This window comes from Psychromonas saccharinae (assembly GCF_051201515.1).
Lineage (GTDB): Bacteria > Pseudomonadota > Gammaproteobacteria > Enterobacterales > Psychromonadaceae > Psychromonas.
In genome coordinates this window covers 2,026,350-2,043,546 of the sequence record NZ_CP195153.1, presented here as the reverse complement: position 1 = coordinate 2,043,546, position 17,197 = coordinate 2,026,350, and the positions used below count along the sequence as shown (strand labels likewise).

The following is a 17,197-nucleotide window of genomic DNA, read 5'->3' as shown; positions in this document are numbered from 1 at the left end:
TGGCTTAACAATGTTATATTATAACATCTAAGATTAATGACTAATCGAGTGACGATATTTATGAGTGCAGAGCAAAATATACAATTTACAAGCGGTGACCATGATCATCAAAGCTGTATGGCCACGGCGATTGCCAAAGCAGAACAAGTTTGTGAACAACGTAATCAACGATTTACAAAATTAAGAAAACGCGTTTTCGAGCTTGTTTGGCAACAACATAAACCCATTCGTGCCTATGACGTGCTTGATCAGTTACAAAAAGATGGCCGTGCTGCGCCACCAACCGTTTATCGTGCACTCGATTTTCTATTAGAACTTGGGTTAATTCATCGAATTGAATCAATGAATGCATACGTTGGCTGCAATGATCCTGAACGACAACATGAAGGACAGTTTTTTATCTGTAATGATTGCGGTGCATTTGTTGAACTTGATTCAACCCCTATTAATAGTGCAATCAGCCATTCTGCTGAACGCAGTGGTTTTGAAATCCAGCAACGTACTATTGAAATTAAGGGTTTGTGCCCTGAATGCAAACTTAAGATAAAATAACGGTTAATGTCTTCTTGATATTCAAAATACGGCTAAACACAATGAACTTTATATTATTTACATCATAACAATTGTAAATAATATATCGAATCACATTGATTTATTGTATCTTTTTTGTCTTATCTTCAAAGAGTTATCAATATCGGTCATGACGATCGGTGCCTAAAATAAATAGTACTTTTTTTAATTAATATGGTTCACTTTTTAAATGTTATATTATAACATCTCTGAAAAATCATATTCTCTATAACCCATTGAGAAAAAAATGAATAATAACGAACAAAATATTTCCCAAGATGACAATGACAGCACATCTCTTTTATTACTCAGTGCAACGATCCGTTTAATCGGTGCACTTTCGATTGTTGCCGGCCTATGGTTAGTATTAAGCAAATTACTTTAGTGGATTGAGACATGATTAATATTATTGATTTGTGTGTCAATTACAAAGACTCACGTGCCCTGGATGGGGTTTCTACAACAATTAATAAAAGCGACTTAATTGCTGTTGTTGGGGCCAATGGCGCCGGTAAATCGACCTTACTTAAAAGTATCATGGGACAATTAAAACCAAGTTCTGGCCGTATTGATTTAGGCCAACTAACGCCAAAGGATATTGCTTATTTACCACAAAGCCATCAAATTGATCGTAAGTTTCCTATCACTGTACGCGAATTTGTATCAGCGGGCGCTTGGCGTCGAACGGGATTTTGGCACATGTTTAGTCGATCGGAAAAAGTATCTTTAGAACAGGCTCTAAATAAAGTAAACCTAGCAGGTGTTGAAGAACGTCAAATAAGCGCCCTATCCGGTGGCCAATTCCAACGTATGTTATTTGCAAGAATGTTAATGCAAGATGCAGAAATATTATTATTAGATGAACCCTTTGCCGCAATTGATGCACAAACGACGATGGATTTAATGGACGTCATCCACGATTGCCAAAAGCAAGGTAAAACCATTATTACGGTAATACACGACCTAGGATTGGTTAATCGCTTTTTCCCTAAGGTCATTTTATTAGCAAAACATCTGATTGGCAGTGGTGAAACAGAATCAATTATGACGGGTGAAAACCTATCTAGGGCTGGATACCAACATATTGCCTACATTCCAGAGCCAGCGCCTTCGATTACTAAAATAGAAACGGTGATAGAACCTAGCGCTCAATTACCCATCAAACAACCCGTTAACCCAACAGCAGTTTGCTCAAACCCTGCTCACTATGAGGAAAATGCGTCGTGATCACGGATCTTTACAGTTTATTTATTGAACCCTTTATCGAATTTTCTTTTATGCAACGTGCTTTATGGGGTTGTCTCGTTTTGAGTTTAAGTGCAACGCCGATTGGTGTTTTTCTGACTTTACGTAAAATGAGTTTAACCGGTGATGCGATGGCTCATGCGATTTTACCCGGTGCTGCCATTGGCTTTTTAGTCGCAGGTGTTTCCATTACAGCCATGACCATTGGTGGCGTTATTGCCGGTTGTGTGGTTGCGGTATTAGCCGGTGTCGTTGCACGCCATACTAATGCGGAAGAAGATTCCAGTTTAGCTGCATTTTATTTGCTTTCACTCGCCTCTGGTGTACTTATCATTTCAGCGAAAGGCAGTAATTTAGATTTATTACATGTGTTATTTGGCTCTGTATTAGCGCTCAATAATGATGCACTTATCCTATTAACATCCATCGCGACAGTTTCCTTAATTTCGCTTGCGATCCTATACCGTCCCTTGGTATTTGAATGCGTAGATCCAGCATTTTTCAGATCCGTCAGTAAATTAAGCTCAGTCGCCCATTTTAGTTTTTTATTATTAGTGGTATTAAATCTTGTTGCCGGTTTTCATGCTCTAGGCACGTTAATGGCAGTGGGTCTGATGATCCTCCCTGCAGCCGTGGCACGGTTTTGGACAGAAAAACTCGGTACGATGATCGTTATTTCGTTTATAACATCACTCATTAGCAGTTATTTTGGTTTATTCCTGTCTTATCATGTGAGTTTTGCAACAAGTCCAGCCATTGTTCTTGTCATGGGCTCAATCTATCTTATTTCGCTGCTATTTGGTAAACGTGGCGGCGTACTGACGCATAATTAATCCGTTCTATTTAACTTAACAGTAACAAGGAAACACCATGACCTTTAAAATAACGAAACGCGCTTATTTAATGGCCTCAATTGCACTTGGTTTAGGCGTAAATACAACCGCATTTGCAAATGATAAAATTCCCGTTGTAGCCAGCTTTTCAATATTAGGCGATCTTGTCTCACAGGTCGGCGGTGAACATATTGATATCACAACACTAGTTAAAGCGAATGGTGATGCGCATGTTTATAGCCCAACGCCGAAGGACGCACTTGCTGTACGTAAAGCGAAATTATTAGTTATTAATGGGTTGCATTTCGAAGGTTGGATGCCACGCTTTTTAGAATCTGCAAACTTTACAGGTACCACCGTTGTTGCATCGAATGGGATTGATGTGATTGAAATCGGTGAAGATGATCACGACGAGCATCACGGTCATGATGATCACGCTGACCATGACGAAGATCATCACGATCATGCTGACCATGACGAAGAACATGAAGAGCACGCTGACCACGATGAAGACCATCATGATCATGCTGACCATGACGAAGAACATGAAGAGCACGCTGACCACGATGAAGACCATCATGATCATGCTGACCATGACGAAGAACATGAAGAACACGCTGACCATGAAGAAGGACATGCAGGACATCATCATGAAGGGCAAGATCCCCATGCATGGAATAGTATTGCGAATGTTAAAACATATATTAAAAATATCGAAATAGGTTTAAGTCAAGTTGATCCAGAAAACAGTACTGATTACCAACAAAATGCACAAGCATACTTACAAAAACTCGATAAATTAGAAATAGAATTACATCAAAAAATGGATACCATTCCAGTTGCACAACGCAAAATAATCACCCCACACGATGCATTTGCCTATTTTGCCCGTGACTTTGATGTTGAATTTATTGCCCCTCAAGGCACAAGTACAGAATCAGAAGCAAGTGCTTCGGATATGGCTGCAATTATAAAACAAATTCGCGACGAAAAAATCAGTGCCGTTTTCTTAGAAAACATTTCTGATAATCGAATGGTTGAACAAATTAGCCAAGAAACCGATGCAAAAATCGGTGGAGAATTGTTCACAGGCGCTTTATCTGAACCAGAAGGTAATGCACCAACTTACTATAAACTGATGGAATACAATGTTAATACAATTGTATCTGCATTAACCAAGTAAACGCCGCTTAGTCGCTTATTGAATTAAGTTTATTCGACTTAATAATAGGATTAGTCCTACTCGTCACTGAACTTTAAAGCCAACACGCTTACTAACAAAAAGCGCGATCGGTTTTTAAGACAATTGACTTGTAACGTTAATCCATTAATTCGATGCACTCCCCCATTACTCATCAATATCTTTTTGATTAGTAATGGGAATAAACTGATATCTACTATTCTATTTTAAATACACAATAAATAAGCAACTATGAAAAAATATCTTCACTTAAACCAGTTATTTCTTATCTCTGTGTTATTCATTCCGCTTAAAAGTATTGCCCATCCACATTCCTGGGTTGAAATGAAAACCGAAATTGATGGCAATGCCAATGAAATACTGGGCTTTAAAATGGAATGGACATTCGATGCCATGTCATCGGCTTATATGACCGATGGTTATGATCTTTCCCCCCAATATAAAGCACTTTCCCTACGTGTAATAGCCGACTCGGTTATTAAGAATATGTACAATGAGCATTATTTTACGTATTTTTATGAAGGTGAAGAGCCGGTCCGATTTAAAGCAGCAATCAACACCAAACTCACGCAAGAACGTGCAAAGGCAACGTTAAGCTTTTACTTGCCACTATCAAAACCGCAACCAGCCACGGGTGACACACTACGATTACTTATTTTTGAACCAAGCTATTACGTTGATATGTCTTGGGGTTCAATTGCTGATATCACCTTATCACCACAATTAAAACACACCTGTAAGATTGATTTAATTGAGCCGAATCCGACTACTGAACAAATCAATTATGCCGTCTCCTTACCAACAGATGCAGATCCTGATAATGCATTGGGTCAATTATTTACGCAAACCGTTCGCTTAAATTGCAAAAAATAGAGTCATATATGGAAAATTTACTTCACCCTAAAAAAATGATGGCAATGCTATCTATTCTATTGTTGTTTGTCGCTGGTTATTACCTTTGGCAAGCATGGCCGACCATTATGCTACAAAGCATTAAGTGGCAACGTATTGTTAATGATGAACTCAGTAATCTACTTTATGAAGCAAAAGAAAATCAGTTAACCTCCGCAGTTTATTTACTCGTATTAAGTATTCTTTACGGCGCCCTTCATTCGCTCGGGCCTGGACATGGTAAATTAATTGTCACGACTTTTCTGGCGACCCACCCAAGTAAAGTAAAACATAGTTTAATTTTGACCATCGTTTCCGCACTAATGCAAGCTGTGGTAGCCATTCTTTTAGTTTCAATTTTGGTGTTTTTATTTAACAATTCGATGCGAGATGTTAATGGAAAAACCGTTGAATTAATTAGCCTCAGTTTTCTAATCATGGCTTTATTAGGCGCGTTCATTATATTTCGTGCTTTAAAAAAACTATATACAACATTTAAATCCACTCAAGTTGAACATGTACATCATGATCATCACGAACATGACCATGACGGACATTGTTGCGGGCACAAACATTTTGCAAGTGCTGAAGAAATTAATAATGCAACAACTTGGCAGGCCTATGCAGGAATTATTGTGAGTATTGGGATACGACCTTGTACGGGTGCAATCATGGCTTTATTGTTCGCCAACGTTATTGGCATATACTGGCTAGGTGTCGTCAGTGCGTTTATGATGGCGATTGGCACTGCAATAACCACTTCAACCATTGCATTATTAACTATTTCAGGCAAAAAAATGATCAATGGATATTTAAATCATAATGGAAATAAAAATGCGACCCGTAGTACATTATTACAACTAACTGGAGGGGTAATACTACTGTTACTGGGCTTATTATTATTTATGACTCCTACCATTGGCGTCTCACCTATGCTTGCATCTTAATACAATACCAATCGTAATAATTAGCTGATCTATTTTGCTGGTTAAAATAGTTATTTTCTCAGCGCATAAATTTAGATTTGTGCCTATACTTAAATAAACCTTATTAAATATGTGGTTTATTTAAGTATTCAGTATCTAATACTAAAGGAGGGAAAATGGCTAATTTAACACAAACTCGTGCTATCGATTTTATCAGTTTATCATCGAAAGCATTGATAAATGATCTTAAGGAAGCGGCCACCTGTGACGTTCGCACCGTCTGTAGGTTAGCTTGTCATCGATGTCCGTATGTTGTTAATAATATGGATATGACGAAAATAAATTTAAATGGTTTAAGTAGCTATTCAATTGAATTAATCAAAAAAGAAGATCAACAACTTATGCTAAATATCACCACCGAAAACCTTGATAATTGGATTGCAATCAATCATCTCCACAATCATCAGTCTTCCTAATTTACTTAAACATATGCCATTAAGCGATAAGTTAAAATTCAACATTGATTTTCAATAAACATTTCAAGAGTGTCTCACGCTCATCTTTACTCAATTTTGCGGTAATATCCTGCGTTAAATGAAGGTGAAGATCATTATGATGACGATAAAACGCCTGCCCTGACGCCGTTAATTGTACTAAAATAGAACGACGATCAGAGTCATGTGGACGTCGTTCAATCAATCCAGCATTAACTAATTTATCAACCTGAACGGTTAATGTCCCCGTCGTTATGGCTAACCTATTTGCTAACTCTTTCATACGCATTGCACCATGGTTGCCAAGCACTTCAATCGTATGCGTCTGCGCGAGTGAAAATTCTTGGTCTTTAACGACGGATTGCTCCCAAGATGCCAATTTATCGTAAAACTCAATAATGGAATGATTCAGTTGTTCAATATGTTTCATCTTTATGTTACGCCGCCTCGATATATTGGTTTACTTCAATGGTTAAGTGATCAATTTTATCAAACTTATGCAGTATATTCTTATAATATTCAACAGATTGTGGGTCTCGACTTACAATCGAAATCATCGCTGCATAATGATCTGCACTGACTTTCCAAATATGAATATCACTGATATTGGTGTCTGTTTCTGATTCCAACTGGTTAATTATCTTTTCTTGATAATCAGGTTCAATACTCGCATCGAGTAATATCGGCCCCGTTTGCTTCATTAAACCCAATGCCCAGCGAGTAATAATAACAGCACCAACAATCCCCATTAGAGCATCAACCCAGTTCCAACCCCAATATTTACCTGCAAACAACGCTACAATCGCTAATAGTGACGTTAAAGCGTCCGCCATGACATGTAGATATGCTGCTTTTAAATTATGATCATCATGGTGATGATCTTCATGTTCGGAATCTGCATGGTTGTGATGGTGGTGATGATCATCTTTAAGTAAAAAGACACTAATTATATTCACCGATAGTCCAATCACTGCAACTAAAATGGCCTGATTAAATTGGATCGCTTCCGGTGACATTAAACGATGAACCGATTCAACGAGCATAAGTAATGCTACTAAACCAAGTGCAATCGCACTACTAAATCCCCCCAATACACTCGCTTTCCCAGTGCCAAAGGTATAACTATCATCGTTCGCATGCTTACGCGCATATTGGTAGGTAAAAATTGTTATCATAAAAGCAACTGCGTGGGTTCCCATATGCCAACCATCGGCTAATAACGCCATTGACCCATACAATGTACCAGCAGCAATTTCTATCACCATGGTCACCACGGTCAGCAATAGCACATAATAAGCACGACGTTCGCCTTGGTGATTATGACTCGTAAAATGATGACTATGTTGCCACTTCTCTAATGAATTCGAATTCATAAAAACCCCAATTAGTTTGACTGTCAAATTAAATATAATTTATATTGTTTGACAGTCAAAGTAAATGCATTTTTAACGAATCATCTGTTCTTCAACAAGTTCTGTTAATATTTGTTTAAAAGTCTCAACAGGATGCGCACCATTCACTGCACTTGTTCTATTGAATACAACCGTGGGTACCGATGAAATCCCCATTTGCTGCCACATTGATTCAATGTTAACAACTTCTTTTATTTTCTGAGGGTTATCAATTTGTTCTAATGCTTTTTGTGCATCTAAACCGACCTCTTCTAATATGCTGTGTAGTACATTTTGATCTGATATATCACGCTGATCGCTGAAAAAGGCTTTAAATAACCGCATTTTTAAATCGTGTTGTTTATTATATTGTTTCGCATATTCAAGTAGCACATGAACTGCACGCGTATTCACCATTTTCATGTCGTCGTAATAGGCAAATTCAAACCCAGCCTTTCTAGCTTGCTCGGTAATATTCGCTCGTGCTTTGATACTTCCCTCGGGTGTAGTGCCATACTTTCTTGCAGAATGCGCACGTAAATTTTCACCCTCTGGTGGCATATCAGGATTCAATTCAAAGGGTTGCCACTCAATATCAATCTTATTAGTTAAATCCAACTCACTTATCGCTTGCTCTAAATGTTTATAACCAATAATGCACCAAGGGCAAACTACATCTGAAACAATGTCTATTTTAATTTTGTTAGTCATAGATATCCTTAACCTTATGTCGTGTCGTGCAAATCGCACAATAATGTTATTAATCGTTAGTGACTAATATAATCCACCTTGAACATTTGTTCAAATAAAACTTGAACGACTGTTCTGATTCAGATATATTGAATTCACACCAACGGCGATAACCAATTCCGTTTATTAATCTGAACGACTTTAAATAGGAAAATAATATGTCTAACTTTACATCTCACACCGTTGATACTGCACCAGCTGAAAGTAAACCAATTCTAGAAGGTGCGATTAAACAAATGGGGGTTGTCCCAGGTTTATACAGCGTTATGGCTGAATCACCTGAATTAATCAAAGCCTATACACAACTTCACCAAGGGTTTACGAATACATCATTTAACGCAGAAGAATTAACCGTGGTATGGCAAACAATCAATGTTGAACATGAATGTCATTATTGTGTACCTGCACATACTGGTATCGCACATTCAATGGAAGTTGATCCAGCATTAACTGAAGCATTACGTAATCGTCAACCTATGCCAACGCCGAAATTACAAGCGCTACAAGACCTAACCCTTAGTATTGTGCGTGAACGTGGTAATGCCTCTAAAGAAACATTAGATGCTTTTTATGCAGCAGGTTACGGGCAAAAACAAGTGTTAGAAATTGTGCTTGGTTTATCGCAAAAAGTAATTAGCAATTACGTCAACCATCTTGCAGAAACACCGGTTGATGAAATGTTTGCACAATTTGCTTGGAAATAAGTAACGATTGTCACCATTAATATATACCCGTTACCATTCAAGATGCAGAAATCAGCATCTTGATTGGCAACGGGTATAACAGTACTTTCCCGACCATTTGGTCGGGATATTAACATCAATTTCCGCTAATATATTCTGTCCAAACCCTATTCTCTATATCCATAATGCAAGACTGAATATAATCCAAGGAAGTACTCAGTTAACTTATAGCAAAGCCCCTTCACCTAGTTATAATAAGCAGATCAAATATTCTTATATAAAATATGAAAATAATTAAAGGAATGTAAAATGATAAAAGCAGTATTCTTTGATATGAATGAAACCATGTTAAATTTAAGCTTACTGAAAGATAGCTTTGATAAACATTTTGAAGATAAATATGTACTAAAATATTGGTTTACGAAACTCCTTCATACCTCTACGGTGGTTGGTAGTATGAATGAATACGCAAACTTTGGGCAACTTTCTGAGGCGGTACTTGAAAGTTTATTTCATGAAAATGGAAAATTATTAACGACCGATATCAAAAATGAAATACTAGGCTCCTTTAAAAGTTTGCCGACCTATGACGACGTACCATTAGCACTAGCATTACTCCGTAAAAACGGCATTAAGACCATTGCGGTATCAAATTCATCACTTGCGATGATAAAAGAACAATTAACTAATGCGAATATCATAGAACTGTTTGATAATTACTATTCCGTTGATTCAGTCGAAAAATACAAACCCTTTAATGATATTTATGAATATGTCGCTAATAAAGAACAACTTTCAATTGAAAATATTGCAATGGTTGCATCACATGACTGGGACTTGTTCGGGGCAAAAAAAATCGGTTTAACAACAGCTTACATTAAACGTAAAGAAGAAATATTTAATCCCTATTATCCTCGTCCTGATTATTCAGACACTGATTTATATTCACTTATCAACAAATTTATAAAATAACCATTAAGTACTACCCATCACCATTCAAAATGATCAACCAGAGTGGTAATGGGTGTAAATAAGCGCTGGATAGTCAAAGACTTTATCGATTATACAACGAATTCATAGAATGAATTAATAAGATGGCGCACCATAATTATTTGCAGTGGTATCACCTTCCAAGAAACCATTTTCGATTAATGCCCAGACGGATCCGATAAGGGGAACTAATGTAATAAAAATCCAAAATCCAGACTTATTACGATCATGCCACCTTTTAATTTGCACTGCTAAAGAAATCCAAACAAGTGGCAAGGTGATAAGTAAAGTTAATATAGCAAGGGTATTTTCATCTAAACCTAACGCGCCGAAAATGACCATTAAAATACAAACAACCGCAAGCATTCCTAGACTTGATAACCAAAAAGCTTTACGCCCTATTCGTCCTTTAAAAGAAAACAAAATTTGAGGTATTGTTAGCGGCTCAGGCGAATCAGGATCTCCAAAAATAGCCTCAGCACTTTCACCATTAATAGTGAAATCAACTTTATGGCCCAATCGAGGTAAGTCAGCGCCCTTCCACCCATCTAGAGAAAAGTGATATTCATTATCATCAGCTCCTAAAATAGTACCTGAACGATCTGTTTCATTAAATACGGCCACTTTGCCTTTCATTGTTAAACTCCATTTATATTAAATAGTTGTATTGTTCAATTGAACATCAATATCTCTAATGTGAATAAAATAATCCAACCACATTGGTATAGTAAAAATATCAACATCTCAAAATAAAAATGCACATTACATTTATTTAATATCTTTATCAAATGCTTATATTTAAATATATAAAAAAAATATTACGTTAATCCAAATACGTATTTAAATTGAACAATATTTATCATTTGGCCGTTTAATAACAAAAAACTACCCGCGCTTTAATCATCCCAACCAATATAATTTTCAGCGGCATTATAACGTTCAGTTGTATGCTCAATTAACACACTAACCGCACTGCTAAATTGTGAATCAGAGGTAAACGTATAATCAGAACCTTCGGCATTAACGTAACTTTCAATCAACGTTTGATAGGTTTCAAACTCATCATTAACATTGTAAACCGTAGAAGCATCTTCATTAAAATAGGATTGAGAGAATGCTTGAATATACCCTTGATATGTTTCTTTGTAATCGTCGTCATCAAGAATATAACCAATCAAAGGCCATTCACTCGACACGATAGCGTCCATTTTCATTGAAAGTGCCCGATTACTATCAATTAATGCTTCATTATTATCCCAAGGGATCCATTCAAAGGTTCCACTTGTCGGATTATGATATAAAAAGAAATTGTGGGGCATTACCCCGTATGTATCCCAATTTTGCATAACAGAATTTGCTGCAAGCCATTTTAAAAACGTGTCAACATCAAATATCGCTTCTAAATCTGTTTTCCAACTTTCACTATCAGTCGTTCGAGATTCATCATTAATGAGATTGTATAAGTCTGTAATATCTTCATAAGTTTCATCATCATCGGTTTTTAGACCGTACTCATCTTCATCGTAAGTCCCATCGGCAAAGGATGCCGCATCGTCCTCGGGCTTGTATAAATTACCATCATCATTATCGTAATATTGAGTTTCTATAACCGTATCATCGACCTCTTCGACTAATGTATAGACACCATAATAAATATCATCCTCCTCGTCACCACCATCAACATTTAAATACAAGGCATAAAAAGATGAATGTGCACTCGCCAAACCAAAATCACGAAATAGCGCATTGGCAACTATTTCATGCATTTCCGATTCATCTTCATAATTGTTTTTAAGGTTAAGTTGCTTAAATCCATAAAAACGTTGATTTTTAATATCCGGGTATTCATCTTCAAACTCATCGAAATCTAACTTAAAGGGTAATTTACTGCTATTTGCATTGTACAAACTTGAATTACCTTTAAACCGGACTCCGACCTTGTACCATTCAGTCCAGGAGTCGCCATCATCATCTGAATAAAACACTTCAGAAGGGACAAAACTCGGATTATCAATGGAATTAAAATCGGTAGAATCACCAAGTTCTTCGGTTAATTCATCCAGTTCATCATTCATAACCGTCCAATTTTCAGACTCGATAACAATACGTAATTTCTGCACTGAATTGGTATTAAAAACAATATCTAAATTAGTAATAATATCGTCTGTATCGAGCTTTTCATGGGTTGATTCCGACCAATCAGAAATATCACTCAGTTCACTATAATAAATATCTGAATCATCGCTATCATCACTACTATCGGAAGTGTCATCACTACTATCGGAAGTTTCATCACTAACATATGATGAATCCGTGCTATCCGATGAACTCTCATCGTTACAGCCACTGATGATAAATATGCTGAAAATAAAAAGTAAGAAAATACGATAACCAGGCGCAGTAAGTGATTTCATTTATAATTTATTCCTTTTAATATAAATGTGAAATTGTGAGATAAATAGAAGATGAGTATTAATAAAACGTGTGAGAAGGCATTCAGTGCTTTTATCATAATGAAAAACACTGAATAAATATTTTACTAACTTCTTTGTCCCTGAGGTGCGTTGTCAGGACGCAAAATAAGCTGACCATTCATCTCTTCGCAAGTGCCTGTAATGGAATCGCCATTTCGCCCTTCAAATTCAGCACTATCGCCTGTACTTTTTCCTTCACAAGCCGTAATTGCTTCTGGCGGAGGCCCCTGTCTTTCTCCATTTTGTCCATTACTATCAGACTGTTTTCCTTTCTGCTCACCACTATTAGTTAGTAGCTTGTTGATTATTTTGACCGTTTGGTGGGTTATCAGGACGAAGAATGAGTTGACCATTTATTTCTTCACAGGTACCTGTTATTGAATCGCCATTTCGTCCTTCAAAATCAGCACTATCGCCTGCACTCTTTCCTTCACAAGCTGTAATTGCTTCCGGTGGAGGCCCTTGACGATCCGATGAATTTTGTTGAGTGTCATTGGCCAATACATTTTGACTTGCGAATAACAAAGTTAAAGAAGCAAATAAAGTAGCAGTATTTGTTTTCATGACTTCCCTTCCGTTTAAAATTTAGAATAAAAAGGAAAGATACACTTCAATAGAGGAAATAATAAACAGGAAATAAGGAACAAGAATGGAACCCTAACTAAATGGTAGGAGTGTCTAAAAATACACAACATTTTTTAAGACCCTGTAAATAATTCTGTGTAACTGCTTATTTATATTGCTAACAGAAGTGATTCAATCTGAACAAATTGGCGTGATTCGGTTAATCAAAAATGTTTGAGTCGTATATTTATCGATGATAAGTAATGACGTGGTCAACTAAATTCACACACCCTAGTTAAGCTACTTTTTTAAATACCCGTTCATCATTTCAAAATCATTTGGACTACAATATTCCAAGTAAGAATGAAGTCGATCACAGTTATACCACATGGTAATGTAATCCAATATATGCTGTTGCGCATCGTAGCGAGTAGCGTAGTTGTACCAATGTACTCTTTCTTGCTTTAAGCTGCTGAAAAAGCTTTCTGCTACAGCGTTATCCCAACAACAACCTTTCTTACTCATACTCCCAATGAGTCCGTTACTATTGAGTAGCTTTCGATATTTATCACTCGCATATTGAACACCTTGATCTGAATGCACAATAAGCCCTTTGGGTGGATTACGTTGCCAAATGGCCATCTGTAATGCATCACAAGCAAGGCTTGCTTTCATTCTCGGTGACATGCTCCACCCAACAACTTTTCTTGAATATAAGTCAATTATAACAGCAAGATACAGCCAGCCTTCGGCCGTCCATAGTAGAGTAAGAGGCAGAGCGTAGTCGAACTATTTCTCTGCTTCTCCTCCCCGAACCGTACGTGCACCTTTCAGCGCATACGGCTCTCCGCTTAATTGTGGCTAACAGCCATTGCAACATCACTATAGCGAGACGTAACAGTATTTCTAATTTCATCTCTAAGGTAGGGGTTTGATTTAGGTAATCGCCATCGAAATTGTAATTTAGGGCTGCTCACTAACCTAAAGAGTGATGCACCACATAAATCACCTCGATTGCTTTTACCAAATAATACCCAAGTCTTAGCCTGATTCGGTGTCGGGCGTTTGATCCATTTCATCATTAACGATTTAATAGAACAGCGATATTTCCTAGCCAACCATTTAGCAAGTTTCCAGAAAACAATACGATCAATTTTACTGTAAACTTTTGCGGTATAATCAGTATGTCGATAAAATTGTGCCCAGCCCTTAAGTTTCCGACTGAGTTGTTCAACCTTGTCTATCTTGCTACAACTGTGATCACTAGATAAAGCTTGGCTCAATGAATGAGAAAATGCTTTAGCCTTAGCATGTGGAATACCAGATACCACACACATATTACCTTTAGGACCACGTTTCCTTATGATCCTATGCCCAAGGAAGATAAAACCATCATCCACATGCGTAATATGGGTTTTTTCCATATTGAGTGTAAGTTTGAGCTTACCTTCAAGGAAGTTTCGACATTGATCGCGTATCACTTCTGCTTGCTGTTTATTACCTTTGACAATCACAAGAAAATCATCGGCATAACGACAATAAGCAACCGCAGGTTTCCATTGTCTCTTTTCCTCTAGCGCGATGTTGCGTTTATCTTGGATGGTACGATTCCAGTACCAGCGATCTTTACGTACTTTATTACTCAAGTAACATTTTTCCAAGTACTGGTCGAATTCATTAAGCATGATATTTGACAGCAATGGAGAAATTACGCCCCCTTGTGGAACACCTTCATTTGTTGCACAGAATAGGTTACGTTCAATATGTCCCGCCTTGATAAATCTCCTTCAATTACCCAGCGTCCCCGTGGCACATTGGTATCAGTTAGCTGTAACTTAACTGTACGAATAGCATGATGAACACTGCGCTCAGGTCTAAAACCATAGGATAATGAATGAAAATCATTTTCCCATATCGGCTCCATTGCCATGAGCATGGCACGTTGTACTATTCTGTCTCTTAAAGTTGGTATACCTAAAGGTCGTCGCTTTCCATTCGCTTTAGGAATATAAATCCGCCTAGCTGGCATTGGTTGATAATTACCCGAGAGTAAATCATTTCTGATTTCATCTAAATAACCAGTCAACTTGCCCTGTAAGTGAATTTTAGTTATTCCATCAACGCCAGGCGTTTTAGCGCCTTTTGCGGAAAGTGTTACTTCAGCCGCTTGGTAAAGCCATTCAGGATGACTGATCAGGCGAAACAATCGATTAACGCGACGCGTTTTATCGGTTGCGGTCCATGTTGCTAATTTACGTTGCAGTTCGCTGATTATCAAAGGTCTTCACCTCATTAAGGTCAGGTAATTTGCTTGCGCAAATCAATTAAACTGCGTCCCTTCGCCATGTAATGGGCTTTCCCCACCTCAGACTACTACGAACGCTCCGCCAGCTTGTTTGTCATCGGGGTCGTGCTCCCTTACCATTCAAACAAACCTTCCCCGGTTTACCTATCTGAACTCAAACGTATTGGGGTGGATGCCGATCGCAGTCTTTAACCTTATCATCCTGTAAGGTGATGATGCTTAAACGTAGAATTGTGATATAAACGTTCATCCATTGATAAGCACATACATATTACTTCTCAAATAGGTAATAACACCGCTACATATAGTGTTATTACAACATCATACTACCTGTAAATTCGTGTAGGTAGTGGCGACATTTCAGCCCATAGATGCGGGTTAATCGGTTCATGTTCTTCATCCTTTCAATACTTAGTCTAGAAGAGCATCTTGGCGTAACGAATTCGCCTCACTCCCCATTGTCAGCGAGTTACATCACCTTATCAGCATACGATAAGTCACTGCCGCTCAGACTCAACTACCTGCACAACCAGATAGTGCCATAAACACTTTAGCTCCTGCTAGATTGCTCATGTATTTCAGATAGACTCGTGGTTCATTAAAGCATTCCATGCTAGTGCTGAACTCCGGGCACACTGTACGTAATGTCTTGAACCCACGCTTGATTAGGGTGTTGAACATTGAAATCCTGTTCGAGTTCATTGTCATATACAGGCTTCTTGTGGTTGCTATTGGTTGTTGCTTTATACTTCTTCTTATATCGTACCCAAACGTTTGCTTCTTTCATCAGTTGTGCAGTTTTCCTACGTCCAACAGGGAAATTAAGCGCATTTAATGCTTTTTGAATACGTCTTTCCCCATAAGTATTATCGCTAAACTCGGCAATATTCTTAACCCACTGCAACATCTCTTGGTGTTCTGTATTTACTGGTTTCTGAGACTTCCGCTTCTGATAGCTGTAGTAATTATTGTTTTTTACACCCAACACGTGACACATCAATATCACTGGCCAGATCTTCTTATTTTGGGCAATAAACGCGTATTTCACTTCGTTTCTTTGACAAAGAAGACCGTCGCTTTTTTTAATATTTCACGCTCCATTTCCAAGCGTTTTACTTGTGCTTTTAGCTTGCGGATTTCTTCCTGCTCGGGTGTTAACTTCCCGTTTCCTCTGAATGCATGGCCATCGTCATTTTCAGCTTCTTTTATCCAACGACCTAGGATCTGAGGAGTAACCTCTAAATTTCTAGCAGCTTCGGCAATACTGTAATTTTGTTCTCTTACCAGTGCAATGGCATCAAGTTTGAATTCTTTTGAATAGGTTTTACGTGTTTTCATTTCAATCTCCAGTTAAATCAATTATGTCTTAACTGGGTTAGTCGAATCAATTAAACCACGTCAATTGCAGGTGTAAATTCACTGGCAGTGCTCATATAAGACCATTTAAAGCCTTCAGTATCTTTAGTGGCATCAATCCCTACTAATAACGCTAAATTTTCTAAATCTCGTTCTACAGTTCGCTTACTAATGTTAAAATTTTCATCCAAAAGACATTGATGTATTTTCTTAGTTAAAATGTACGATGGACTTTTCGGGATTAGTTTTAGCATCGTTAGCTGTCTTAAGATGGTACTTTTACTCATTAAAATCCCTTCAGAAAAATCAATATAACAATATGAATTTTATAACATATATGACAACTAATAGGTAAATAAATTGATTAGATAAATACGCTTTTGAAGCATTAATAATCCGGCAATCAACAAACGTTAACTATCTTCTAATAACTTAGTCTTGTTAATATTCATATTTCAGTATATTAGAAATTGAAAATGGAAATTAACGAGAATAAATATTTGTGGCGTACCAGTTAATTTACC

19 protein-coding genes and 2 pseudogenes are annotated in these 17,197 nt (G+C 37.4%); 10 read left to right on the top strand and 11 right to left on the bottom strand.

The annotated features are described in order from the left end of the window. Window positions 1-60: 60 nt before the first annotated feature. From ACR30L_RS09030 to ACR30L_RS08995, 8 genes are all read left to right on the top strand, one after another. Entirely contained in the window at window positions 61-552 is a 492-nt protein-coding gene (locus tag ACR30L_RS09030; protein ID WP_435237681.1) for a transcriptional repressor, read from the top strand. 265 nt (window positions 553-817) lie between these two features. Then, a complete protein-coding gene (locus tag ACR30L_RS09025) occupies window positions 818-955 on the top strand; it encodes a hypothetical protein (RefSeq protein ID WP_435237680.1) in 138 nt (45 codons plus the stop codon). 11 nt (window positions 956-966) lie between these two features. Beyond that, window positions 967-1,797 carry a metal ABC transporter ATP-binding protein gene (locus ACR30L_RS09020; RefSeq protein ID WP_435237679.1) on the top strand — a complete coding sequence of 277 codons (831 nt, stop codon included), beginning with the start codon at window positions 967-969 and terminating at the stop codon, window positions 1,795-1,797. Then, complete coding sequence (locus ACR30L_RS09015) at window positions 1,794-2,648, top strand: metal ABC transporter permease (RefSeq protein WP_435237678.1); 855 nt, start codon at window positions 1,794-1,796, stop codon at window positions 2,646-2,648. The genes ACR30L_RS09020 and ACR30L_RS09015 overlap by 4 nt, the downstream gene beginning before the upstream one ends. Window positions 2,649-2,685: 37 nt before the next feature. Continuing rightward, entirely contained in the window at window positions 2,686-3,831 is a 1,146-nt protein-coding gene (locus ACR30L_RS09010; RefSeq protein ID WP_435237677.1) for a metal ABC transporter solute-binding protein, Zn/Mn family, read from the top strand. A gap of 249 nt (window positions 3,832-4,080) precedes the next feature. After that, window positions 4,081-4,722, top strand: a complete 642-nt coding sequence (locus tag ACR30L_RS09005; protein WP_435237676.1) for a DUF1007 family protein — start codon at window positions 4,081-4,083, stop codon at window positions 4,720-4,722. Window positions 4,723-4,730: 8 nt separating this feature from the next. Next, the gene (locus tag ACR30L_RS09000; protein WP_435237675.1) at window positions 4,731-5,687 is read left to right on the top strand and encodes a nickel/cobalt transporter; all 957 of its coding nucleotides are present in this window, start codon (window positions 4,731-4,733) and stop codon (window positions 5,685-5,687) included. Between the two features lie 155 nt (window positions 5,688-5,842). Next, entirely contained in the window at window positions 5,843-6,142 is a 300-nt protein-coding gene (locus tag ACR30L_RS08995) for a hypothetical protein (protein ID WP_435237674.1), read from the top strand. Window positions 6,143-6,173: 31 nt separating this feature from the next. On the opposite strand, the gene ACR30L_RS08990 is transcribed toward ACR30L_RS08995, so the two are convergent. From ACR30L_RS08990 to ACR30L_RS08980, 3 genes are all read right to left on the bottom strand, one after another. Beyond that, window positions 6,174-6,590, bottom strand: coding sequence for a MarR family winged helix-turn-helix transcriptional regulator (locus ACR30L_RS08990; RefSeq protein ID WP_435237673.1), 417 nt, complete (start codon window positions 6,588-6,590; stop codon window positions 6,174-6,176). Window positions 6,591-6,597: 7 nt separating this feature from the next. Continuing rightward, a complete protein-coding gene (gene dmeF / locus ACR30L_RS08985) occupies window positions 6,598-7,533 on the bottom strand; it encodes a CDF family Co(II)/Ni(II) efflux transporter DmeF (RefSeq protein ID WP_435237672.1) in 936 nt (311 codons plus the stop codon). A 72-nt stretch (window positions 7,534-7,605) separates the two neighbouring features. Continuing rightward, entirely contained in the window at window positions 7,606-8,262 is a 657-nt protein-coding gene (locus ACR30L_RS08980) for a DsbA family oxidoreductase (RefSeq protein ID WP_435237671.1), read from the bottom strand. A 197-nt stretch (window positions 8,263-8,459) separates the two neighbouring features. Here ACR30L_RS08980 and ACR30L_RS08975 point away from each other — a divergent pair, with 197 nt between their 5' ends. Both ACR30L_RS08975 and ACR30L_RS08970 read left to right on the top strand, forming a co-directional pair. After that, the gene (locus tag ACR30L_RS08975) at window positions 8,460-9,005 is read left to right on the top strand and encodes a carboxymuconolactone decarboxylase family protein (RefSeq protein ID WP_435237670.1); all 546 of its coding nucleotides are present in this window, start codon (window positions 8,460-8,462) and stop codon (window positions 9,003-9,005) included. A 288-nt stretch (window positions 9,006-9,293) separates the two neighbouring features. Further along, entirely contained in the window at window positions 9,294-9,956 is a 663-nt protein-coding gene (locus ACR30L_RS08970) for a haloacid dehalogenase type II (protein WP_435237669.1), read from the top strand. 114 nt (window positions 9,957-10,070) lie between these two features. Here ACR30L_RS08970 and ACR30L_RS08965 read toward each other — a convergent pair whose 3' ends face one another. The 8 genes and pseudogenes from ACR30L_RS08965 to ACR30L_RS08930 all read right to left on the bottom strand — a co-directional run bounded on the left by ACR30L_RS08965 (window position 10,071) and on the right by ACR30L_RS08930 (window position 16,960). Further along, window positions 10,071-10,610: a DUF805 domain-containing protein gene (locus tag ACR30L_RS08965; protein WP_435237668.1), complete on the bottom strand. Its 540-nt coding sequence runs from the start codon at window positions 10,608-10,610 to the stop codon at window positions 10,071-10,073. Window positions 10,611-10,870: 260 nt separating this feature from the next. Continuing rightward, on the bottom strand, window positions 10,871-12,388 hold the full coding sequence (locus ACR30L_RS08960) for a CotH kinase family protein (RefSeq protein WP_435237667.1): 1,518 nt from the start codon (window positions 12,386-12,388) through the stop codon (window positions 10,871-10,873). A 345-nt stretch (window positions 12,389-12,733) separates the two neighbouring features. Continuing rightward, complete coding sequence (locus ACR30L_RS08955) at window positions 12,734-13,012, bottom strand: hypothetical protein (protein WP_435237666.1); 279 nt, start codon at window positions 13,010-13,012, stop codon at window positions 12,734-12,736. Between the two features lie 300 nt (window positions 13,013-13,312). Then, window positions 13,313-13,780: pseudogene (locus ACR30L_RS08950) on the bottom strand (IS3 family transposase); the annotation flags it as partial. An 83-nt stretch (window positions 13,781-13,863) separates the two neighbouring features. Further along, a complete protein-coding gene (locus ACR30L_RS08945) occupies window positions 13,864-14,712 on the bottom strand; it encodes a group II intron maturase-specific domain-containing protein (protein ID WP_435237665.1) in 849 nt (282 codons plus the stop codon). An 8-nt stretch (window positions 14,713-14,720) separates the two neighbouring features. Next, complete coding sequence (locus ACR30L_RS08940; RefSeq protein WP_435237664.1) at window positions 14,721-15,290, bottom strand: reverse transcriptase domain-containing protein; 570 nt, start codon at window positions 15,288-15,290, stop codon at window positions 14,721-14,723. A 664-nt stretch (window positions 15,291-15,954) separates the two neighbouring features. Continuing rightward, window positions 15,955-16,655 (bottom strand): annotated as a pseudogene (locus ACR30L_RS08935) (IS3 family transposase); the annotation flags it as partial. Window positions 16,656-16,705: 50 nt separating this feature from the next. Then, window positions 16,706-16,960, bottom strand: coding sequence for a hypothetical protein (locus tag ACR30L_RS08930; RefSeq protein ID WP_435237663.1), 255 nt, complete (start codon window positions 16,958-16,960; stop codon window positions 16,706-16,708). Window positions 16,961-17,197 lie beyond the last annotated feature (237 nt).